The sequence below is a fragment of the Bacillus sp. SJ-10 genome (assembly GCF_002843505.1).
Taxonomy (GTDB): domain Bacteria; phylum Bacillota; class Bacilli; order Bacillales; family Bacillaceae; genus Bacillus; species Bacillus velezensis.
The window spans coordinates 2740321-2764231 of sequence record NZ_CP025258.1; the positions used below are offsets into that span (position 1 = coordinate 2740321).

General features: G+C 47.3%; 12 protein-coding genes. All 12 read left to right on the top strand.

The window, feature by feature from the left end:
* The first annotated feature begins 24 nt into the window (after positions 1–24).
* The 12 genes from CXL14_RS13885 to bamA all read left to right on the top strand — a co-directional run bounded on the left by CXL14_RS13885 (position 25) and on the right by bamA (position 23889).
* Positions 25–792 (top strand): 6-carboxyhexanoate--CoA ligase, encoded by a 768-nt coding sequence (locus CXL14_RS13885; protein WP_014418059.1) that lies wholly within the window; start codon positions 25–27, stop codon positions 790–792.
* Complete coding sequence (gene bioA / locus CXL14_RS13890; protein ID WP_032863993.1) at positions 792–2138, top strand: adenosylmethionine--8-amino-7-oxononanoate transaminase; 1347 nt, start codon at positions 792–794, stop codon at positions 2136–2138. The genes CXL14_RS13885 and bioA overlap by 1 nt, the downstream gene beginning before the upstream one ends.
* Entirely contained in the window at positions 2128–3288 is a 1161-nt protein-coding gene (bioF, locus tag CXL14_RS13895; RefSeq protein ID WP_014418057.1) for an 8-amino-7-oxononanoate synthase, read from the top strand. Before bioA ends, bioF begins: the two co-directional genes overlap by 11 nt.
* The gene (gene bioD, locus CXL14_RS13900) at positions 3285–3986 is read left to right on the top strand and encodes a dethiobiotin synthase (RefSeq protein WP_017417909.1); all 702 of its coding nucleotides are present in this window, start codon (positions 3285–3287) and stop codon (positions 3984–3986) included. The genes bioF and bioD overlap by 4 nt, the downstream gene beginning before the upstream one ends.
* A 2-nt stretch (positions 3987–3988) precedes the next feature.
* Complete coding sequence (gene bioB / locus CXL14_RS13905; protein ID WP_003153914.1) at positions 3989–5008, top strand: biotin synthase BioB; 1020 nt, start codon at positions 3989–3991, stop codon at positions 5006–5008.
* Between the two features lies 1 nt (position 5009).
* Positions 5010–6206 carry a cytochrome P450 gene (locus CXL14_RS13910; RefSeq protein ID WP_053285116.1) on the top strand — a complete coding sequence of 399 codons (1197 nt, stop codon included), beginning with the start codon at positions 5010–5012 and terminating at the stop codon, positions 6204–6206.
* Positions 6207–6509: 303 nt separating this feature from the next.
* Positions 6510–7955, top strand: a complete 1446-nt coding sequence (locus CXL14_RS13915) for a GntP family permease (protein WP_053285115.1) — start codon at positions 6510–6512, stop codon at positions 7953–7955.
* A gap of 24 nt (positions 7956–7979) precedes the next feature.
* Positions 7980–8681, top strand: a complete 702-nt coding sequence (locus CXL14_RS13920; protein ID WP_014418052.1) for a CoA transferase subunit A — start codon at positions 7980–7982, stop codon at positions 8679–8681.
* 17 nt (positions 8682–8698) lie between these two features.
* Positions 8699–9361 carry a CoA transferase subunit B gene (locus tag CXL14_RS13925; protein ID WP_007410136.1) on the top strand — a complete coding sequence of 221 codons (663 nt, stop codon included), beginning with the start codon at positions 8699–8701 and terminating at the stop codon, positions 9359–9361.
* Between the two features lie 12 nt (positions 9362–9373).
* Positions 9374–10159 (top strand): 3-hydroxybutyrate dehydrogenase, encoded by a 786-nt coding sequence (locus CXL14_RS13930; RefSeq protein WP_014418050.1) that lies wholly within the window; start codon positions 9374–9376, stop codon positions 10157–10159.
* A 559-nt stretch (positions 10160–10718) separates the two neighbouring features.
* Positions 10719–11921 carry a bacillomycin D biosynthesis malonyl-CoA transacylase BamD gene (gene bamD, locus CXL14_RS13940; protein ID WP_053285114.1) on the top strand — a complete coding sequence of 401 codons (1203 nt, stop codon included), beginning with the start codon at positions 10719–10721 and terminating at the stop codon, positions 11919–11921.
* A 19-nt stretch (positions 11922–11940) separates the two neighbouring features.
* On the top strand, positions 11941–23889 hold the full coding sequence (gene bamA, locus CXL14_RS13945) for a bacillomycin D hybrid PKS/NRPS BamA (protein ID WP_101287846.1): 11949 nt from the start codon (positions 11941–11943) through the stop codon (positions 23887–23889).
* Positions 23890–23911: the final 22 nt, after the last annotated feature.

Here is a 23911-nt window from a genome sequence, read left to right on the forward strand (position 1 = left end):
AAGTAAGAGAAAGGAGGGGAATATATGCGGGAAGAAACCTATTACAGCGTCAGAATGAGAGCTTCCCGAAACGCCCCCCATGAGCAGGGCGGAAAACACATTTCCGGCGGAGAACGGCTCATCACTTACGGCGGTTTACAGGAAGCGGTAGATGGCTTATTACATAAAGGCTTCTCGCACTCAAGAGGGATACCTGATTTTATGCAAATTCAGCTTGAAAGCGTTAATGAACCGATCGAAACGATCCGCCCTTTGCCGGTTGCTTTCCATCAAACAGACACGCCGGAAAAAGGACAAGCGATCGCCCGCAAGCTTCTGCAAAAGGCGGGAATTCCCCCGCACATGATAGAGAAAGCGTACGAAAACATTGCGGAATATGCAGACGCAAGAGGAGCGGTCCTGTTTGATATCCGGGCAGGAAAACGCATTGACGGCAGAGGAAATAGAGGTGTGCGGGTATCTCGAGTGGATTGGCCGTCACATGATTTTCAAAAATGGGCTTTTACTCACAACATGCCGGAAAATTCACGAATAAAAGAAGCACATGCCATCGCGGCAAAAGTTTGCGCATATCCGGGGATTATTGCTGAATTGTGCTGGTCGGATGATCCTGATTACATAACAGGCTACGTTGCCGCAAAGAAGCTGGGATATCAGCGGATTGCCAAGATGAAAAATGCCGGAGATGAAAGCGGCTGCCGGATTTTCTTTACAGATGGCTCCATAGATACAGAGAGCTGTATCCATTTTTTGGAGAAGCAGCCTGTATTCATTCAGCGGGAGGAGAAATGATGAAACAATCAATGATTGAAAAAAGCAAACAGCATCTTTGGCTGCCTTTCACACAAATGAAAGATTACGATGAAGATCCGTTAATCATTGAAAGCGGAAACGGGATCATGCTGAAAGACATCAGCGGCAAAGAATATTATGACGGCTTTTCTTCAGTATGGCTCAATGTACACGGCCACCGCAAAAAAGAAATGGATGAAGCGATTCAAAAACAGCTTGAAAAAATCGCTCATTCGACTTTGCTGGGTATGACGAACGTTCCCGCAACAGAACTTGCCGAGATGCTGACAGGCATCACACCGGAAAAGCTGACACGCGTTTTTTACTCCGACAGCGGAGCGGAAGCAATGGAAATCGCTCTGAAAATGGCCTTTCAATACTGGAAAAACATAGGGAGACCCGAGAAACAGACGTTTATTTCTATGCAGAACGGCTATCACGGCGATACGATCGGAGCCGTCAGCGTCGGCTCCATTGAACTCTTCCACCATGTGTACGGCCCGCTGATGTTTGAAAGCTACAAAGCCCCGATTCCGTATGTATACAGATCTGAAAGCGGCGCCCCCGTACAGTGCCGGGATGAATGCCTTCACGCGCTCGAACAGCTGCTTGCAAAGCACCACGAAGAGATTGCCGCACTTACGATTGAATCGATGGTGCAAGGCGCATCCGGGATGATCGTCATGCCTGAAGGCTTTCTGGCAGGCGTACGAAAGCTGTGTACGGCATATGATGTGTTAATGATCGTTGACGAAGTGGCGACGGGGTTCGGCCGCACCGGAAAAATGTTTGCCTGTGAGCATGAAAATGTCCAGCCGGACTTGATGGCGGCAGGGAAAGGCATTACGGGAGGCTATTTGCCGATCGCTGTGACGTTTGCCACAGAAGCCATTTATGAAGCCTTCTACGATGACTACGACAAAATGAAAACATTTTTCCACGGCCATTCCTATACAGGAAATCAGCTTGGCTGTGCCGCAGCAATTGAAAATCTGCGATTATTCGAATCACAACGCATCGTTGAACGAGTCGCCGAAAAATCAAAAACGGCAGCGGAATTTCTTCATGATCTGAAGCAGCTTCCCCATGTCGGCGATGTCCGCCAGCTCGGTTTCATGTGCGGCATAGAGCTTGTGCAGGATAAGGGGACAAAACAGCCTTATCCGCCTGAAAAGCGGATGGGATACAAGGTGTCCTTGAAAATGAGAGAGCTTGGTATGCTGACACGGCCGCTCGGAGACGTCATCGCCTTTCTGCCGCCGCTTGCCAGCACAACCGATCAGTTACAAGCCATGATCTCCATTATGAAAGAAGCGATAGCCGAGGTGACCGGCCGTGGATTTTGACGGATGGCTCCTCAAAAGGCTCGATGCGGTGAAAAGAGACGGGCTGTATCGGACGCTGCGAACACAGGAAACCGCTCTCAAAACCAAGGGGCAAAAGCGGCAGACCTGGGCGTCCAATGACTATTTAGGCCTGTCAAAAGATGAGCGGCTGATCACAGCTGCGCAAACGGCGCTGAGCCGGTTCGGAGCGGGAAGCGGCGGCTCACGGTTAACGACAGGAAATACTGTGTGGCACGAAAAACTTGAACAAACAATCGCGGACTTTAAACAGACGGAAGCGGCTTTATTGTTTTCAAGCGGTTACTTGGCGAATATCGGCGTGCTTGCCTCACTGCCTCAAAAAGGCGATGTCATTTTAAGCGATCAACTGAACCATGCGAGCATTGTTGACGGCTGCCGTTTATCAAAAGCGGAAACCATCGTGTACCGCCATATTGATATGGCTGATCTTGAGAAAAAACTTGCCTCCGTCCAGGCTCGGAACCGCCGCTTTATCGTCACAGACGGCGTCTTCAGCATGGACGGCACCATCGCGCCTCTTGACCGCATAATGGCGCTTGCAAAGCAGTACCAGGCATTTGTGATAGCAGATGACGCGCATGCAACCGGTGTACTCGGGGAAAACGGCGGGGGAACCAGTGACTATTTCGGTGTTTGTCCTGATGTTGTCATCGGCACATTAAGCAAAGCGGTCGGAACGGAAGGCGGTTTTGCCGCGGGATCAAACATTTTCATTGATTTTTTGCTGAATCAGGCGCGGACGTTTATTTTTCAGACGGCCCTCCCGCCGTCAATTTGTGCGGCTTCGCATACGGCATTTGACATCATATCAGATATGCACGATACGCGCCGTGAGCTGCAGACGTCTGTCAAAACGATAAAAACGCGTCTGGCCGATATGGGCTTTACCGTAAGAGGCGGAGATACACCGATTATCCCCGTCATCATCGGTGATGCAAAAACAGCGGTTTCAGCCGCTGCGCTGCTGGAGAAAAAGGGAATCTGCGCCCCGGCCATCCGCCCGCCCGCCGTTCCGGAAGGCGAAAGCAGAATCAGGCTGACCGTTACGGCGGATCGCAGCTTACAGGACATAGACGAGCTGACAGAAGCATTTGATTCCATTAGAAAAGAGCTGAATATAAACAAATGAGAAGTTTTTTTGTTACAGGAACAGATACCGGCGTCGGAAAAACCATCGTTTCTTGCGGACTTGCCGCGGCATTCCGGCAGAAACAGGCGGATATCGGAGTGTTTAAGCCGTTTTTAAGCGGCGTGCCGCGGACTCATCCGGAAAGTGACACCTCGCTGTTGAAAGACATGTCACAAACCGCACTGTCTCATGAAGAAATTACGCCATTTGAATGGAAAGAGCCGCTTGCGCCGTACACGGCCGCCATGCTTGAGGGGAAATCCGTGAGCATGGATGAAGTCATGGCCCACTGGAGTAAGATCAAAAATCGTCATGAGTGTTTCATCGTCGAGGGGGCAGGCGGCATTTCCGTCCCGCTTGGTGAAAATTACTTAGTCAGTGATCTGATAAAAGCCTTGGAATTGCCGGCAGTGATTGTCACCAGGCCTGATCTCGGAACCATCAACCACACATATTTAACCGTTGAATATGCGAAAAACATGGGGATAGAGGTTCTCGGCATTATTATCAACGGCGTAAGGAGCAGGCCGGGGCTGGACGAAAAGACAAACCCGAGCATGATTGAAACATTATGCAAAGTTCCGATTTTGGGAATCACACCGAAGCTGGAACACGTTTCACCGGAAAACATTCAACACATGATTGAGAAACATATAGATGTTTCCTCTTTCATGAATCTGACACAAATGGGGAGATAAACATGAATCAATGGATGGATCTTGCAGAGAGAGTGCTGGACGGGGCGGAAGTAACGAATCAAGAAGCGCTGGCCATTTTAAATTGTCCTGATGAGGATCTTTTATTGTTGATGCATGCCGCTTTTCATATCAGAAAACGATTTTACGGAAAAAAAGTAAAGCTGAATATGATTATGAATGCAAAATCAGGCCTGTGTCCGGAAAATTGCGGGTACTGTTCACAATCTTCAATATCAAAAGCGCCGATCGAGTCTTATCGGATGGTGGATAAGCATATATTGCTGAAGGGGGCAAAACGCGCCCACGACCTGAATATAGGGACATACTGCATCGTCGCCAGCGGGCGGGGACCGTCGAACAGAGAAGTAGATCAAGTTGTTGATGCTGTCAAAGAAATTAAAGAAACGTACGGTTTGAAAATCTGCGCATGCCTCGGTCTGCTGAAGCCCGAACAGGCAGAGCGGCTGAAACAAGCAGGAGTAGACCGGTACAATCATAACATCAATACATCACAAAGGAATCACTCAAACATTACGACCTCCCACACGTATGACGACAGGGTCAACACAGTGGAAACGGCGAAACAATCAGGGATGTCACCTTGTTCTGGTGTCATCGTCGGCATGAAAGAGACGAAACAGGACGTCATTGATATGGCGAACAGCTTAAAAGCGCTTGACGCCGACAGCATCCCGGTTAATTTTCTGCATGCGATTGACGGAACTCCGTTAGAAGGGGTAAGCGAATTACATCCGGTGTATTGCCTGAAAGTGCTCGCCTTGTTCCGTTTTATCAATCCGTCAAAAGAAATCCGTATCTCAGGAGGCCGGGAAGTCAACCTTCGTTCGCTGCAGCCGCTGGGACTTTACGCCGCAAATTCGATTTTCGTCGGAGATTACTTAACGACAGCAGGGCAGCATGAAACAGAGGATCATCAAATGCTCCATGATTTAGGTTTTGAAGTCGAATCCGTTGAAGAAATGAAAGCCGGCCTGCAATCCGCCTGCAATACGGAGGTATAAGATGACGGCGGGCCTATCGATTGCACATCCGTCTCTTCATGCGGATTCGGATTTTTGGAATGACCCTTACCCGTTTTATGACAAACTGCGATCCATTGATCCTATTTATAAAGGAACCGTATTAAAATATCCGGGCTGGTATGTCACCGGGTACAAAGAGGCGGCAGCGATTCTGAAAGACACCCGATTTAAAAACCGCATTCCTCTTCCGGAAGCTTCAACGAAATATCAAAATCTATCGCATATCCAGCACGATATGCTGTTATTTAAAAATCAATCAGACCATAAGCGGATGCGGATGCTTATCGGTAAAGAATTTACCGTAAAGACGGCGGAATCACTTCGCCCTTGTATAAAAGAAACGGTTCATGACTTGTTGGATCAAGTCCAAATCAAAAAAAACGCTGACCTTGTTTCAGAGTTTGCCTTTCCATTGGCAAGCCTTATCATTGCGGAGATACTCGGAGTGCCGAAAGAGGAGAGATATCAATTCAGACAATGGACGGCAGACGTCATTCAGGCCATTGATCTTACCCGATCAAGAAAGACGTTAGTCAGAGCCAGCGACACCGCAGGCAGGCTGACGTCATACTTCAGAGATTTGATTCACAAGCGGAAAGCTCACCCTCAGCAAGACTTGATCAGCAGGTTTATTATGGAGGAACAGCTTTCAAAAGAGGAAGTGCTCGGGACATGTATCTTACTTGTCATAGCCGGACACGAGACGACGGTAAACCTCATGTGCAACGGTGTGTTTACTTTATTGAAACACCCTGAACAGCTTAGCGCACTGAGGGAAAACCCCTCGCTTATTGAAACTGCAGTTGAGGAATGTATGCGCTACGACAGCCCCGCGCAGCTGACGGCACGCACCGCTTCAGAAGACTGTGAAATAAATGGGAAGACCATAAAAAAAGGAGAGCAGGTATATATCCTTTTAGGAGCAGCCAATCGCGATCCAAGCATATTCGATCAACCTCACAAAATGGATATCCAAAGAAAGCCGAATCCGCATCTTGCATTCGGAAAGAACGCCCATTTTTGTATAGGCTCCTCATTAGCGCGTATCGAAGCACAAATTGCAATTCTCACACTGTTTGAGCGGATGCCTAAGCTTCGGCTGGCCGCACACCGCCTTGAATACCGCAAGCTCATTGGTTTTAGGTCGCTCAAAGAGCTTCCGGTTGTCATTGGCTGAATGACCATGCAGGAGGGCCGGATTTTATCGGTTCCTCTTGCAGGAAATAAATGAAAGAAAAAAGAATACATATTTATAAAGCAAAAATCCTCTCTGATCCATCTCACTATCCCTAAAAAAACTCACTGCTCAGCCAATCAATATAATGCAGCAAGGGTCTCCTTTTCTTTTGCCCTAACGGAGAATTCACCATGATGCACATTTTTTCAGCCTCAGAAACTGTGCAAAACCGGCATGTTTATTGCTTTATTTTCTCGATTTTTTGTAAGCGCTTACTAATATGAGCAGAAAAGAGGGGGATTTGTGGACATTGTTATTATTTTATTGGCATTAGGCATGCTGATGTTTGCGGCTTACCGGGGCTTTTCAGTCATTTTATTCGCCCCGATTTGCGCGCTGTTTGCTGTGCTCCTGACAGATCCAAGCTTCGTACTTCCTTTCTTCTCGAATATATTTATGGAGAAGATGGTAGGATTTATTAAGCTGTATTTTCCCGTATTTCTTTTAGGAGCCGTTTTTGGCAAGGTTGTTGAAATATCAGGGCTCGCTGAGTCGATTGCAAAAACAATCGTCAAGCTTGTAGGAGCAAAAAGAGCCATTCTCGCCATCGTCTTAATGGGTGCGATTTTAACGTACAGCGGCGTCAGTCTCTTCGTAGCGGTGTTTGCCATTTATCCGTTTGCTAAAAACCTATTTATTAAAGCTGATATTCCCAAGCGTCTGATACCCGGTACGATTGCATTGGGCGCCTTTACATTTACAATGGATGCGCTTCCCGGCACACCGCAAATTCAAAATGTCATTCCGACAGCATTTTTTAAAACAAACATTTATGCCGCTCCCTGGCTCGGACTGATTGGTGCAGCATTTGTGCTTACGGCCGGAATGATTTATTTAGAATCCCGGCGCAAAAAAGCGGCCAATGCCGGAGAAGGCTATGCTGGATTTCAATCTGAAGTTTCCGCTGCAGAGGAATCCTCAGGTCTGGCTAATGAAAAACATACGCCTGTTTTACCTCGGGAGGCAGAACCCAGCCCCGCGCGGCAAGTGCTCGCCTTTGTTCCGCTTATCCTTGTGGGAGTCATGAACAAATGCTTCACGATGTGGCTCCCGCATTGGTACCCTGACGGATTTGATTTTGCGCCGCTCGGTTTAGAAGCGTTCGGGAAGATTGACCTTTCCTCCGTCACTGCGATCTGGTCAGTAGAACTCGCACTGTTCATCGGGATCATGACAACGATTTTGTTCGATTGGAAAAAAGTCCTCTTCAATTTGAAAGAAGGACTGAATGAGGGCATCGGGGGCGCCTTGCTGGCGTCGATGAATACAGGAGCCGAATACGGATTTGGCGGCATCATTGCGGCGCTTCCCGGCTTTAAAATGGTCAGCAGCGGCATATCGCAGACGTTTACTGATCCGCTCGTCAACGGAGCGGTGACGACCACTGCGCTTGCCGGGATTACAGGATCGGCATCAGGAGGAATGGGCATCGCTTTAAGCACGATGTCAGCAGCGTATACAGAAGCAATCAATACATTCCACATCCCGCCGGAGGTCATGCACCGGGTAATTTCGATGGCCTCCGGCGGGATGGACACTCTTCCGCATAATGGCGCCGTCATTACGCTGCTCGCGGTCACCGGGTTGACCCACCGCCAATCTTACAGGGATATCTTTGCCATTACCGTCATTAAAACAGCCGCTGTGTTTGTCATCATCGCCATTTTCAGTCTGACGGGCCTTGTGTAGCCAAAACAGAAAGGGGAAACGAATATGGGAAAAGGAAAAGTGATGGACTCTTATCAAGATGCTGCTGCACTGATCAAGGACGGAGACACCCTCATCGCAGGAGGCTTCGGCCTGTGCGGCATTCCGGAACAATTAATTCTCGCGATCAGGGACAGCGGCGTAAAAAACTTGACCGTTGTCAGTAATAACTGCGGTGTTGATGATTGGGGGTTAGGCCTCTTGCTTGCAAACCGGCAGATCAAAAAAATGGTCGCATCCTATGTGGGAGAAAACAAAACCTTTGAACGGCAGTTTTTAAGCGGAGAGCTGGAAGTCGAATTGGTGCCCCAAGGAACGCTCGCAGAAAGAATTCGCGCGGGAGGGGCGGGCATTCCGGCGTTTTATACACCTGCAGGCGTCGGAACATCAGTAGCCGAGGGAAAAGAACATAAGACATTTGACGGACGCACCTATCTTCTGGAGAAAGGGATTACAGGGAACGCCGCCATCGTAAAGGCCTGGAAAGCCGATCCTCTGGGCAACCTGATGTTCAGAAAGACGGCGAGAAATTTCAATCCGCTCGCTGCAATGGCAGGCAAAGTGACGATTGCAGAGGCTGAAGAAATCGTCGATGCCGGAGAGCTTGATCCGGATCAAATTCATACGCCGGGTATTTTTGTGCAGCACGTGCTGCCCGGCGGGATTCATGAAAAACGGATTGAACGCCGCACCGTCCGGCAAGCATGATAAAGGAGGCTGACAGAATGAGAGATAGCAGAAAACGAATGATCAAACGGGCTGTAAAGGAAATAAAGGACGGAATGAATGTGAACTTGGGGATAGGGATGCCGACGCTTGTAGCCAATGAGATACCGAATGATTATAACGTCCTGCTTCAGTCTGAAAACGGCTTGCTCGGGATCGGGCCTTATCCGGCGGAAGGAACGGAGGACCCCGATCTGATCAATGCGGGAAAAGAAACCATTACTGAGGTAAAGGGAGCCTCGTATTTTGACAGTGCCGAATCCTTTGCCATGATTCGCGGCGGCCACATTGATGTAGCGATCCTCGGCGGGATGGAAGTTTCCGAACGGGGAGATTTGGCGAACTGGATGATCCCCGGAAAAATGATCAAAGGAATGGGCGGAGCCATGGACTTGGTCCACGGAGCAAAACGGATTATTGTCATCATGGAGCACGTTAATAAATATGGGGAATCTAAAGTGAGAACGGAATGTACGCTTCCTTTAACCGGCAGGCAGGTGGTCGATCGGCTGATCACAGATTTGGCTGTATTCGATTTTCATGATGGCCGTATGACGCTCACCGAACTGCAGGAAGGTGTAACAATGGAGGAGGTCTTTGAGAAAACAGAAGGTCATTTTACTGTCAGCCAGTCGTTAAAAAACGGGGTCAGACCTAAATGAGGAGGTGCCGTCATGCATTCATTGCTTATTGAAAAAACAGCCGTTGTAACAGGAGCAGCCGGAGGAATCGGGCTTGAAATCGCAAAAGAATTCGCCCGTGAAGGAGCAGCCGTCATCATCTCTGATGTAAACGAACAAGCGGGGAAAGAAGCGGCGGCAAGACTGAAAGATGAAGGCTGTGAAGCAGTCAGCATCACATGCGATGTAACAAATGAAAAGCAAGTGGCCGACATGCTGCAGACGGTCGAGAAACAATTCGGACGTCTCGATATCCTTGTGAACAATGCGGGCATTCAGCATGTCGCGCCCATCGAGGAATTTCCCACCGAACAGTTTGAACGGCTCATTCGTCTCATGCTGACCGCGCCATTTATCGCAATGAAGCATGCATTCCCCATTATGAAAAAACAGCAATTCGGTCGAATCATTAATATGGCGTCTGTCAACGGATTGATCGGTTTTCACGGGAAAGCGGCATATAACAGCGCCAAGCACGGCGTCATCGGTTTAACGAAAGTCGGCGCACTTGAAGGCGCGGCTGACGGCATTACCGTCAATGCGCTTTGTCCGGGATATGTGGACACTCAGCTTGTCCGCAATCAGTTAAAGGACATTTCCGCAACAAGGAATGTACCGTACGAACGGGTGCTTGAGGACGTCATCTTTCCGCTCGTTCCCCAAAAACGGCTGCTGTCAGTGAAGGAAATCGCTGATTACGCCGTATTTTTGGCCAGCGACAAAGCAAAAGGGGTCACAGGTCAGGCCGTAGTCATGGACGGCGGGTATACCGCTCAATAGTTCTTATACTTTTTAAAAAAACAGCCGCTCTGAACGGCTGTTTTTTTATGCCTGAAAACCTTGTTCACTCAATAGGCCGATTTACTGCGTCAATCGCTATCCGGGCTGGGTCATTCACATGTTCTCCGGCGTATTTCGCCCTTGCAGATTTTCCTCATTCAGATCCATCTCTTGCGCCACATTTATAATCAAGCGCAATCAGTTTACAATCCTTCACAGATATACAAATGATTTTTTACAATAAACAGAAAATATGTAATTTCTGACACAATTATGCCGATAGCCCTAAAACATATGAAACATAAAGAGCGCGTTCTAAGTGAAGAAGAGCCGGTAACAGGCTCCACGCCGGCTTTCATCATCTCTCTTTAAGACTGATTTTCGGTGAAACCTCCATGTTTTATTTTATGAATAAATATATCTAATTCGTTTGTAAAATCGAACAATAACTCCTCCGAAAGTATTCTATACACATTTGTTATAATCATGCTAGGATGTTAGATAAAGGGATATTTTGTAGGATATTGTATTCCTTGTTCAATATGATCGGAGGAATCTCATGAACAATCTTGCCTTTTTATTTCCTGGACAAGGGTCTCAATTTGTAGGAATGGGCAAACAATTTTGGAATGATTTTATGCTCGCAAAGAGATTGTTTGAAGAAGCGAGCGACGCGATCTCCTTGGATGTAAAAAAACTGTGTTTTAACGGAGATATGAATGAATTGACAAAGACAATGAACGCGCAGCCCGCTATTTTAACGGTCAGTGTGATTGCTTTTCAAGTGTATATGCAGGAAATAGGGGTGAAGCCCCGCTTCCTGGCAGGCCATAGCTTAGGCGAATATTCAGCGCTTGTCTGTGCCGGCGCCCTTTCTTTTCAGGATGCCGTTACACTTGTAAGGGAGCGGGGAATTCTTATGCAAAATGCGGATCCCAAGCAGCAGGGGGCGATGGCCGCCGTGACTCACCTCTCTCTTCAAACGTTACAGGAAATATGTTCGAAAGTGTCGACGGAAGACTTTCCGGCAGGAGTAGCCTGCATGAATTCAGAACAGCAGCATGTGATTTCCGGACACCGGCAAGCTGTGGAACGTGTCATCAAGATGGCGGAGGAAAAGGGTGCGGCATACACTTATTTGAATGTCAGTGCGCCTTTTCACAGTTCGATGATACGATCAGCCTCCGAACAATTCCAGACTGTATTACACCGGTATTCCTTCCGGGATGCCGCATGGCCGATCATTTCAAATGTCACCGCGCGCCCTTACAGCAGCGGAAATTCGATCAGCGAACACCTCAAGCAGCACATGATGATGCCGGTAAGATGGACAGAATCGATGCATTATTTGCTTTTACACGGAGTCACGGAAGTCATCGAAATGGGTCCGAACAATGTCTTAGCCGGTCTGCTGAGAAAAACAACGAATCACATTGTACCTTATCCCTTAGGACAGACATCCGATGTTCCCCCGCTTTCCAATTCAGCGGAAAGAAAGAAACATATTGTCCATTTACGCAAAAAACAACTGAATAAATTGATGATTCAATCCGTCATTGCGCGAAATTACAACAAGGATTCAGCGGCTTATTCCAATATAACGACGCCATTATTTACGCAAATCCAAGAGCTGAAAGAGAGAATGAAAAGGCATGAAGACGTGCTTTCAGAACAAGAACTCGAACATTCGATCCATTTATGCAAATTAATTTGTGAAGCTAAACAGCTTCCGGCTTGGGAAGAATTGCGGATTTTAAAATAAAGCGCCCAGGAGGGGACCTATGTATACCAGTCAATTCCAAACCTTAGTAGATGTCATTCGGGAAAGAAGCAATATCTCTGATCGCGGGATCCGTTTTATCGAATCCGATAAAAACGAGACGGTTGTCTCTTATCGCCAATTGTTTGAAGAGGCGCAAGGGTATCTTGGCTATCTACAGCATCTCGGCATTCAGCCGAAGCAGGAAATTGTATTTCAAATCCAAGAAAACAAATCATTTGTCGTTGCTTTTTGGGCCTGTATATTAGGAGGAATGATCCCGGTGCCGGTCAGTATCGGAGAAGATGATGACCATAAGCTGAAGGTCTGGCGCATTTGGAATATATTAAATCATCCGTTTCTGATTGCCTCTGAAAAAGTATTGGACAAAATAAAGAAATACGCTGCAGAACACGATTTACAGGATTTCCATTATCAATTAAACGAAAAATCTGACGTCATTCAAGATCAAACCTACGATTACCCCGCTTCGTTTTATGAACCTGATGCGGATGAACTCGCCTTTATCCAATTTTCTTCCGGATCGACAGGAGATCCAAAAGGAGTCATGTTAACGCATCACAACTTAATACATAACACGTGCGCCATTGGGAATGCCCTACACGTTCATTCGAAAGACTCTTTCTTATCATGGATGCCTTTAACGCATGATATGGGGCTCATCGCCTGCCACCTTGTTCCCTTCATAACCGGAATCAATCAAAATCTAATGCCTACAGAGTTATTTATTCGCAGACCTATTCTTTGGATGAAAAAAGCTCATGAACATAAAGCCAGTATTCTATCATCTCCTAATTTCGGGTACAACTACTTCCTTAAATTTCTGAAAAACGAACCAGACTGGGATTTATCCCACATCAAGGTCATCGCAAACGGTGCAGAACCGATATTGCCGGAGCTGTGTGACGAATTTTTGAAAAGATGCGCAGCATTCAATCTGAAAAGATCCGCCATTTTGAATGTTTACGGTTTAGCGGAAGCTTCGGTTGGCGCAGCGTTCTCTAAAATAGGTAAAGAATTCGTTCCCGTTTATTTGCATCGTGACTATTTAAATCTTGGTGAAAGAGCTGTAAAAGTCAGCAAAGAGGACCAAAATTGCGCTTCATTCGTCGAGGTGGGACAACCTATTGACTATTGTCAGCTTCGGATCTCCGATGAAACAAATGAAAGAGTAGAAGACGGAATCATCGGCCATATCCAAATCAAAGGAGACAATGTGACGCAAGGGTATTACAACAACCCCGAGAGTACGGAAAAAGCGCTGACTTCTGACGGCTGGGTAAAAACGGGAGACCTCGGATTCATTAGTGAAAGTGGTAACTTAGTCGTAACCGGAAGAGAAAAGGACATTATTTTCGTGAACGGAAAAAATATCTACCCGCACGATATTGAACGGGTCGCGATTGAAATGGAAGAGGTTGACTTAGGAAGGGTTGCCGCCTGCGGTGTATATGATCAAAAGACACAAAGCGGAGAAATCGTGCTCTTTGTTGTTTACAAAAAATCACCTGAAAAATTTGCACCGCTTGTCAAAGAGATAAAAAAACATTTGTACAAGCGGGGCGGCTGGAGCATAAAAGAAGTCCTTCCGATCCGAAAACTCCCTAAAACAACCAGCGGAAAGGTTAAACGCTACGAACTTGCCAGACAGTATGAGGCAGGGAATTTTTCAACAGAGTCCGCCGCCATCAATGAATGTTTGGAGAGCAGCACGGAAACATCCGGACAGACACCCATTCATGAGATAGAAACGGAATTGCTGTCTATCTTTTCCGAAGTGCTCGATGGAAAAAAGGTTCACCTCGCTGACAGTTATTTTGATATGGGAGCAAATTCATTACAGTTATCGCAGATTGCCGAGCGCATAGAACAGAAATTCGGACGCGAGCTTTCCGTTTCAGATCTCTTTACGTATCCTTCTATCACTGATTTAGCGGTATATCTGTCTGAAAGCCGGGCTGAAATCAAGCAGGACGCGGCAGCGAAACCAAGCCATGTGACACCGAAAGATATCGCCATTATCGGGATGTCGCTCAATGTCCCGGGAGCGTCAACGAAAAGTGATTTTTGGAATCTGCTTGAAAAAGGTGAGCACAGCATTCGAGAATACCCCGAATCCCGGCTGAAAGATGCGGCGGATTATTTAAAGTCCATCCAAAGCGAGTTCAATGAGAATCAGTTTGTGAAGGGCGGCTATTTAGATGAAATCGACCGCTTTGACTATTCGTTCTTCGGTTTAGCTCCTAAAGCGGCTCAGTTTATGGACCCTAACCAAAGACTGTTTTTGCAGTCTGCATGGCATGCGATTGAAGATGCGGGCTATGCCGGCGGCAGCATGAACGGGAGCCGTGTCGGGGTATATGCAGGGTACTCAAAGGTGGGCTACGATTATGAACGTCTCCTTTCTGCGAATTACCCGGAGGAACTTCATCAATATATCGTGGGCAATCTCCCTTCCGTGCTAGCCAGCCGAATCGCTTATTTCTTAAATTTAAAAGGGCCGGCGGTCACAGTGGATACGGCATGCTCCTCATCGCTTGCCGCCGTTCATATGGCATGTAAATCTTTAATGTCCGGCGATTGTGAAATGGCTCTTGCCGGCGGTATCCGGACATCGCTCTTGCCGATCTGTATCGGACTTGATATGGAATCTTCGGACGGGTACACGAAAACGTTCAGCAAAGATTCAGACGGCACGGGCACAGGTGAAGGCGCCGCCGCAGTCCTGCTAAAACCTTTGCAGGAGGCTGTTCGCGACGGAGACCATATTTACGGCGTAATCAAGGGAAGCGCGATGAATCAAGACGGAACAACCGCCGGGATTACAGCACCGAATCCGGCAGCTCAGACTGAGGTCATTGAGACGGCTTGGAAAGACGCGGGCATTGCTCCTGAAACACTATCTTTCATCGAAGCGCATGGCACCGGAACGAAGCTCGGCGATCCGGTTGAATTTAACGGGCTTTGTAAAGCGTTTGAAAAGTATACGGCAAAAAAACAATTTTGTGCGATTGGTTCTGTTAAATCGAACATCGGTCATTTGTTTGAAGCGGCAGGCATCGTCGGGCTGATCAAATCTGTCCTCATGCTGAATCACAAGAAAAATCCGCCGTTAGCGCACTTTAATGAACCTAATCCGCTCATTCATTTTCACTCATCACCATTTTATGTGAATCAGGAAGTTTCGGAGTTCACATCGGGTGATGAGCCGCTGCGAGGCGGAGTCAGCTCATTTGGCTTTAGCGGAACGAACGCTCATGTGGTACTGGAAGAATATATTTCTCAAAGTGAGTATGCGCCCGAGGATGAACATGGGCCGCACCTATTTGTTTTATCCGCTCATACTGAAAAATCACTCTATGAACTCGCACAGCAGTACCGACAATATGTATCGGATGACAGCCAAGCTTCATTAAAGTCCATTTGTTATACAGCCAGTACGGGCAGGGCTCATTTGGATCATGGCATTGCCATGATTGTATCCGGTAAACAAGAACTATCGGATAAGCTGACCCGCCTGATTCAGGGAGAAAGAAACCTTCCCGGTGTATACATCGGTTACAAGAATATGAAGGAAATGCTGCCTGCTCATAAAGAAGAGCTGAATCAACAAGCAGCCGCTCTGATTAAGCAGCGTTTACGTACGCAAGATGAACGGATCACATGGCTGCATCGCGCAGCCGAATTATTTGTGCAAGGAGCCGTTATCGATTGGCGCGCGCTGTATTCCGGTGAAACTGTACAAAAGACGCCATTGCCCCTGTATCCGTTTGAACGGAGCCGATGCTGGGCTGAAGCTGACCAATTGCGCTTAAACGAGGGCGAAAAGAGAGGAGAAGCGGCATTGAATATCAATCAATCGAAGGCGCATATTGAATCCTTCCTGAAAACTGTAATCAGCAATGCTTCAGGGATCAGGGGAGAGGAACTCGATCTGAATGCTCATTTTATCGGGCTCGGAATGGATTCTATCATGCTGTCACAGGTCAAAAAAGCCATCGCGGACGAATTTGGGGTAGATATCCCGATGGATCGTTTTTTTGATACGTTGACCAACCTTCAAAGTGTCATAGATTACTTGGCTGATACCGTTCCATCGTCCTTTGCATCCGCTCCGCCTCAAGAGAATGTTCCGGCGCAGGAAAAACAGGTCATTTCAGAAGCGCAGCCTGAATCGGATCGCAGAGATGGTAATCAAGAGCATACGCTCGAAAAAATAATCGCATCTCAAAATCAATTAATTCAGGATGCCTTGCAAGCTCAATTAAATAGCTTTAATTTGTTGAGAAACAGCGGACATCATTCCGATGAGAAAGAATACGCTAAAGCGCAAGAGAAATCAATTCCTTCTGTCAAGCAGGGGCCTCCGACCGTCATTGCAGAACAGAAAGCGGCTCAAGAAGCGAAACCCTATGTTCCTTTCCAGCCTCAGAACCTGAATGATCAGGGACACTATACCGCACGGCAAAAACAATACTTAGAAGATTTCATCAAGAAATACGCAGATAAAACGAAAGGTTCCAAACAATATACGGACAATACCCGATTTGCTCATGCAAACAACCGCAATTTGTCCAGCTTCCGTTCGTATTGGAAGGAAATCGTATACCCGATTATCGCCGAACGTTCTGACGGTTCTAAAATGTGGGATATTGACGGAAATGAATATATCGATATCACCATGGGATTCGGGGTTAACCTTTTCGGGCATCATCCTTCCTTTATTACACAGGTTATCGATGATTCAACCCGTTCATCATTGCCTCCGCTCGGCCCGATGTCAGATGTCGCCGGTGAAGTTGCCGACCGGATCCGCACATGTACCGGAGTGGAAAGGGTCGCTTTCTATAATTCCGGAACAGAGGCCGTCATGGTTGCCCTGCGTTTGGCGCGGGCGGCGACAGGAAGAAAGAAAGTCGTGGCGTTCTCAGGATCTTATCACGGCACGTTTGACGGCGTATTAGGGGTTGCCGGCACAAAAGGCGGGGCTGCGTCTGCGAATCCGCTGGCTCCGGGTATACTGCAGAGCTTTATGGATGATTTGATTATTTTACATTACAACAATCCCGATTCGCTGGATGTGATCCGCAGTCTTGGTGATGAATTGGCAGCCGTACTGGTGGAACCGGTACAAAGCCGCAGACCGGCTTTGCAGCCGCAGGCATTTTTGAAAGAATTGCGGGCGATCACGCAGCAATCCGGAACAGCTCTGATTATGGATGAAATTATTACCGGATTTCGGATCGGTCTCGGCGGCGCACAGGAATGGTTCGGCATTCAGGCTGATTTAGTGACCTACGGAAAAATCATCGGCGGCGGACAGCCGTTAGGGGTAGTTGCCGGAAAAGCTGAGTTCATGAATGCGATCGACGGGGGTACCTGGCAGTATGGGGACGATTCCTACCCGCAAGACGAGGCGAAGCGCACGTTTGTGGCCGGCACCTTCAATACTCACCCGCTTACCATGAGGATGTCATTAGCCGTCCTTCGCCATTTGCAAACCGAGGGAGAACATCTGTATGAGCAGCTTAATCAAAAAACAGCCTACCTGGTCGATGAGCTGAATCGCTGCTTCGAACAAGCGCAAGTGCCTATCCGCATGGTTCGATTCGGTTCTTTATTCCGGTTTGTCTCATCGCTTGATAATGACTTGTTCTTTTACCACCTCAACTATAAAGGGGTCTATGTGTGGGAAGGACGCAACTGCTTCTTGTCTGCCGCGCATACCGCGGATGATATCGAAAATATTATTCAAGCGGTGAAAGACACGGTGGAGGATCTTCGCCGAGGCGGATTTATCCCGGAAGGTCCGGATTCCCCTGATGGCGGAGGCCGTAAAAAGTCCGGGACGCGCGAGCTTTCACCTGAACAAAAGCAGTTGGTTATGGCATCCCATTACGGGAATGAAGCTTCCGCCGCTTTAAACCAGTCCATTATGCTGAAAGTGAAGGGCGAACTGCAGTATACATCATTAAAACAAGCCGTCCGGCATATCTTTGACCGTCATGAAGCTTTACGTACGGTGATTCATCCCGATGACGAGGTACAGCAAGTGCAGGAACGGATGAATATAGATATACCTGTCATTGATTTTACCGGCCTCCCGCATGAACATCGGGGGCCGGAAATCCAAAAATGGCTGACAGAAGATGCCAAGCAGCCGTTTCATTTCCATGAACAAAAGCCTTTGTTTAGAATCCATGTGCTTACATCGGCTCACAATGAACATCTGATTGTGCTCACGTTCCATCATATCATTGCCGATGGATGGTCAATCGCCGTTTTTGTTCAAGAACTGGAGAGCAACTACGCGGCAATAGTACAAGGAAAACCGATTTCGCCGAAAGAGGCAGATGTTTCGTTTCGCCAATACTTAGACTGGCAGCAGGAACAGATTGACAGCGGCCATTATGAAGAAGGGGTCCGTTATTGGCGGCGTCATTTCTCTGAACCGATACAGCAGCCAATTCTGCCAAGCACAGCTTCTGTCCGTTATCCGAACGGGTATGAGGGAGACCGGTGTACCGTCAGGCTTGGACGGCCATTGAGCGAGGCTTTAAGGTCATTAAGCATTCAGATGAAAAATAGCGTATTTGTGACGATGCTGGGCGCATTTCATCTTTTTCTGCACCGGCTTACCAAACAGTCAGGCCTTGTGATCGGGGTCCCCGCAGCAGGTCAATCGCATATGAAACAGCATGATCTGATTGGAAATTGCGTCAATATGATTCCGGTGAAGAACACGTCTTCTTCAGAAAGCACTTTATCCGGTTATCTTGGCAGTATGAAAGAAAGCGTGAATCTTGCAATGCGGCACCAAGCCGTCCCGATGACACTGGTGGCCAGAGAGCTTCCGCACGATCAAGTGCCGGATATGCGTATTATCTTTAATTTAGACAGGCCTTTTCGAAAGCTGCATTTCGGAAAAGCGGAAGCGGAGCCCGTTGCATACCCGGTAAAATGCACCCTGTACGATTTATTTCTTAACATAACAGATGCGCATCAAGAATATGTTCTTGATTTCGACTTTAATACGAACGTCATCAGTCCGGAAATCATGAAAAAGTGGGGAGCGGGTTTTACAAAATTGCTGCAAAAAATGGTTGAGGGAGATTCAATCCCTCTTGACGCCATGATGATGTTTTCCGATGAAGAACAGCATGATTTACAAGCACTTTACGCCGAACACCAGAAGCGGGTCTCTTCAATAGGAAGCAATACGGCAAATTTTACTGAAGCCTATGAGGCGCCGGTAAATGAAACGGAGCGGCAGCTGGCGCGGATTTGGGAGGAACTTTTCGGCCTTGAACGGGTTGGCAGATCAGATCGCTTCCTGGCTCTGGGAGGAAACTCACTCCAGGCGACGCTTATGCTTTCCAAAGTTCAGAAGACATTTCATCAAAAGGTTTCCATCGGACAATTTTTCAATCACCAGACTGTTAAGGAATTAGCACGTTTCATTCAGAACGAAACGAAAGTCGTGCACCTCCCGATGAAGGCTGCCGAGAAAAAAGCGTATTACCCGACATCGCCGGCGCAGCAAAGAGTATATTTCCTGCACCAACTGGAACCGGATCAGCTGGCGCAAAATATGTTCGGCCACATCTCAATAACAGGGAAGTACGATGAGCAAGCCCTGATCTCATCTCTTCAACAAGTGATGCAGCGGCACGAAGCGTTTCGCACGTATTTCGACATTATAGATGGCGATATCGTTCAGAAACTTAAAAACGAAGTTGATTTTAACGTTCATGTCCGGACAATGAGCCGGGATGAATTTGATGCCTATTCAGACCGGTTTGTAAAACCGTTCCGCCTGGACCAAGCTCCGTTAGTTCGTGCGGAGCTGATCAAGATTGAAAACGAGCAGGCCGAACTGCTCATCGATATGCATCATATCATTTCGGACGGTTATTCCGTCAACATCCTGACAAATGAATTGCTGGCTTTATATCATCAGAAACCATTACCGGACATTGAATTTGAATATAAAGATTTCGCAGAATGGCAAAACCAACGGCTGAATGACGATGCCATGAAGCGGCAGGAGACATATTGGCTGGAACAATTTCAAGACGAAATTCCCATCCTTGACCTGCCGACAGACGGTTCCAAAGCGGCAGAACGGTCTTCTAAGGGACAGCGTGTGACATGCTCCTTACAGCCGGATGTCATCCGTTCGCTTCAAGATTTAGCACAAAAGGCGGAAACGACTCTCTATACGGTGCTTCTGGCCGCCTATAATGTGCTGCTTCATAAATATACGGGACAAGAAGACATTGTCGTTGGCACGCCTGCTTCAGGAAGAAATCATCCGGATATCGAAAAAATCATCGGTATTTTCATACAAACCATCGGAATCCGGACGAAGCCGCACGCCAATAGAACGTTTACGGATTATCTGGAAGAAGTAAAGCGGCAGACGCTTGACGCTTTCGAAAACCAAGACTATCCATTCGACCGGCTTGTGGAAAAATTAAATGTGCAGCGGGAAACAACCGGAAAGTCTCTGTTTAACACGATGTTTGTGTTTCAAAACATTGAATTTCATGAAATCCGGCACAATGAATGTACATTTAAAGTGAAAGAACGAAATCCAGGGGTCTCTTTATATGATTTGATGCTTACGATCGAAGATGCCGGTCAACAGATAGAGATGCATTTTGATTATAAACCGGGACGATTCACAAAAGACACCATTGAACAGATCACCAGACACTATACCGGCATTTTAAACAGCCTTGCTGAGCAGCCGGAGATGACATTGTCTTCCGTTCCTATGCTGTCTGAAACCGAACGGCATCAACTGCTGACGGAGTGTAATGGCACAAAGACGCCGTATCCGCATAAGGAAACGGTATATCGGTGGTTTGAAATGCAGGCGGAACAGAGTCCCGATCATGAAGCCGTTATTTTTGGCAATGAGCGGTATACGTACAGACAGCTCAATGAACGGGCGAACCGATTGGCGCGGACGTTACGGACAAAAGGCGTACAAGCGGATCAATTCGTTGCCATCATCTGCCCGCATCGGATCGAGCTGATTGTCGGAATTTTGGCTGTTCTGAAAGCCGGCGGCGCATACGTGCCCATTGATCCTGAATATCCGGAAGATCGGATTCAATATATGCTGAGAGATTCAAGGGCGGAGGTTGTGTTGACACAGCGCAGCCTGCTGGATCAATTACCGTATGATGGTGACATTGTGCTTTTGGATGAGGAAAACTCATACCATGGGGATCACTCGAATCTTGAACCGGACAGCGATGCGCATGATTTGGCCTACATGATCTATACGTCAGGTTCCACGGGAAATCCAAAAGGTGTACTCATTGAGCATCAGGGACTGGCTGATTATATTTGGTGGGCGAAAGAGGTTTATGTAAGAGGTGAGAAAACCAACTTCCCATTATACTCTTCCATCTCTTTCGATCTGACTGTGACCTCGATATTTACACCGCTGGTTACGGGAAATACCATCATTGTCTTTGACGGCGAAGACAAAAGCGCTGTGCTTTCTGAGATTATGCGGGACTCAAGAATAGACATGATCAAATTGACCCCGGCACACCTGCACGTCATCAAAGAGATGAATATCGCTGGCGGCACCGCAATACGGAAAATGATTGTCGGCGGAGAAAATTTAAGCACCCGTCTGGCCAAAAGTGTCAGCGAGCAGTTTAAAGGCCGGCTGGACATTTTCAATGAATACGGACCGACGGAAGCAGTCGTCGGATGTATGATTTATCACTTCGACGCAGAACGGGACAAGCGGGAATTTGTACCGATCGGCACTCCGGCTGCCAACACGGATATTTATGTGGCCGATGCAAGCAGAAACCTGGTTCCGTTCGGGGTAATCGGCGAAATATATATCAGCGGACCGGGTGTTGCCAGAGGGTATTGGAACCGCCCGGATTTAACGGCAGAGAAATTTGTTGAAAACCCGTATGTCCCGGGAGCGAAGATGTACAAATCAGGGGATTTGGCTAAGCGATTGAAGGACGGAAATCTTGTATATATTGGGCGCGTTGATGAACAAGTCAAAATCAGGGGACACCGAATCGAGCTTGGTGAAATTGAAGCAGCAATGCATAACGCGGAAGCGGTGCAAAAAGCCGCGGTTACAGTGAAAGAAGAAGAAGACGGCTTAAAACAATTATGCGCGTATTACGTAAGCGACAAGCCTATAGCGGCTGCGCAGCTTAGGGAACAATTGTCATCGCAGCTTCCGGACTACATGGTTCCGTCCTATTTTGTCCATCTGGAGCATATGCCGTTAACATCCAACGGGAAAATAAACCGTAAGGCACTGCCTGCACCAGAAGCGAGTCTGCAGCAGACAGCTGAATATGTACCGCCGGGTAATGAGACGGAGTCCAAACTGACAGATTTATGGAAGGAAGTGCTCGGAATAAGCCATGCGGGGATCAAACATAATTTCTTTGATCTCGGAGGCAACTCCATCCGAGCGGCTGCCTTAGCCGCCAGAATTCACAAAGAGCTGGATGTGAATCTGTCTCTCAAAGACATATTCAAGTTTCCTACCATTGAACAATTGGCTGACAAGGCGTTACACATGGACAAAAATCGATATGTACCGATTCCGGCTGCAAAGGAAATGCCATATTATCCGGTTTCTTCAGCTCAGAGGCGGATGTATTTGTTAAGTCACACAGAAGGCGGCGAGCTGACTTACAATATGACGGGTGCCATGAATGTGGAAGGGACGATCGATCCCGAACGGTTAAACGCCGCTTTCCGAAAATTAATCGCGCGTCATGAAGCGTTGCGGACCAGCTTTGATTTATATGAAGGCGAGCCGGCACAGCGTATTCATCAGAACGTCGACTTTACGATAGAACGAATTCAAGCAAGCGAAGAAGAAGCGGAAGACCGTGTGCTTGATTTCATCAAAGCGTTTGACTTAGCCAAACCGCCGCTGATGCGGGCCGGACTGATTGAAATTGAACCTGCGCGGCACGTGCTTGTGGTTGATATGCATCATATCATTTCTGACGGCGTGTCCGTCAATATTCTGATGAAAGATTTAAGCCGAATCTACGAGGGGAACGAACCGGACCCGCTCTCTATTCAATATAAAGACTTTGCAGTTTGGCAGCAATCGGACATTCAGAAACGGAACATCAAGAGCCAGAAAGTGTATTGGCTGGATCAGTTTCACGGTGATATTCCTGTACTGGATATGCCTGCGGATTATGAGCGGCCTGCCATACGCGATTACGAAGGCGAATCATTTGAATTTCTTATACCCGAACACTTGAAACAGCGTTTAAGCCAAATGGAAGAAGACACAGGAGCAACACTGTATATGATTTTATTGGCAGCCTATACGATTCTTTTATCCAAATACAGCGGACAAGAAGATATTATCGTAGGAACGCCATCTGCCGGGCGGACTCATTTGGATGTAGAGCCGGTCGTGGGAATGTTCGTCAATACGTTAGTCATTCGCAATCACCCGGCGGGCCGTAAAACATTTGATGCCTACTTAAACGAAGTAAAAGAAAACATGCTGAACGCCTATAAAAATCAAGACTATCCGTTGGAAGAATTAATTCAGCATCTGCATCTTCCAAAAGATTCAAGCCGTAATCCTTTATTCGATACGATGTTTGTGCTGCAAAATCTTGATCATGCTGAATTGACTTTCGATTCCCTTCAACTCAAGCCGTATCCATTTCATCATCCGGTTGCCAAATTCGATTTGACCTTGTCGATTCAGGCAGACCGCGACAACTATCAAGGACTGTTTGAATATTCGAAAAAACTGTTTAAGAAAAGCAGAATCGAGGTTTTATCAAACGACTACTTACACATCCTATCGGCGATTTTGGAACAGCCAAGCATTCTAATCGAACATATCGGATTGAGCGGCAGCAATGAGGAAGAAGAGAACGCGCTTGATTCTATTCAATTGAACTTTTAGGGAAAAGCATTATTTCTTTAAA

What these genes read in the sequence shown, in the direction of transcription:
- CXL14_RS13930 (WP_014418050.1), top strand. Translation starts at nt 9,374, where the DNA reads ATGCATTCATTGCTTATTGAAAAAACAGCCGTTGTAACAGGAGCAGCC.
- bamA (WP_101287846.1), top strand. Translation starts at nt 11,941, where the DNA reads ATGTATACCAGTCAATTCCAAACCTTAGTAGATGTCATTCGGGAAAGA.
- bioD (WP_017417909.1), top strand. Translation starts at nt 3,285, where the DNA reads ATGAGAAGTTTTTTTGTTACAGGAACAGATACCGGCGTCGGAAAAACC.
- bioA (WP_032863993.1), top strand. Translation starts at nt 792, where the DNA reads ATGAAACAATCAATGATTGAAAAAAGCAAACAGCATCTTTGGCTGCCT.
- bamD (WP_053285114.1), top strand. Translation starts at nt 10,719, where the DNA reads ATGAACAATCTTGCCTTTTTATTTCCTGGACAAGGGTCTCAATTTGTA.
- bioB (WP_003153914.1), top strand. Translation starts at nt 3,989, where the DNA reads ATGAATCAATGGATGGATCTTGCAGAGAGAGTGCTGGACGGGGCGGAA.
- CXL14_RS13920 (WP_014418052.1), top strand. Translation starts at nt 7,980, where the DNA reads ATGGGAAAAGGAAAAGTGATGGACTCTTATCAAGATGCTGCTGCACTG.
- CXL14_RS13925 (WP_007410136.1), top strand. Translation starts at nt 8,699, where the DNA reads ATGAGAGATAGCAGAAAACGAATGATCAAACGGGCTGTAAAGGAAATA.
- CXL14_RS13885 (WP_014418059.1), top strand. Translation starts at nt 25, where the DNA reads ATGCGGGAAGAAACCTATTACAGCGTCAGAATGAGAGCTTCCCGAAAC.
- CXL14_RS13910 (WP_053285116.1), top strand. Translation starts at nt 5,010, where the DNA reads ATGACGGCGGGCCTATCGATTGCACATCCGTCTCTTCATGCGGATTCG.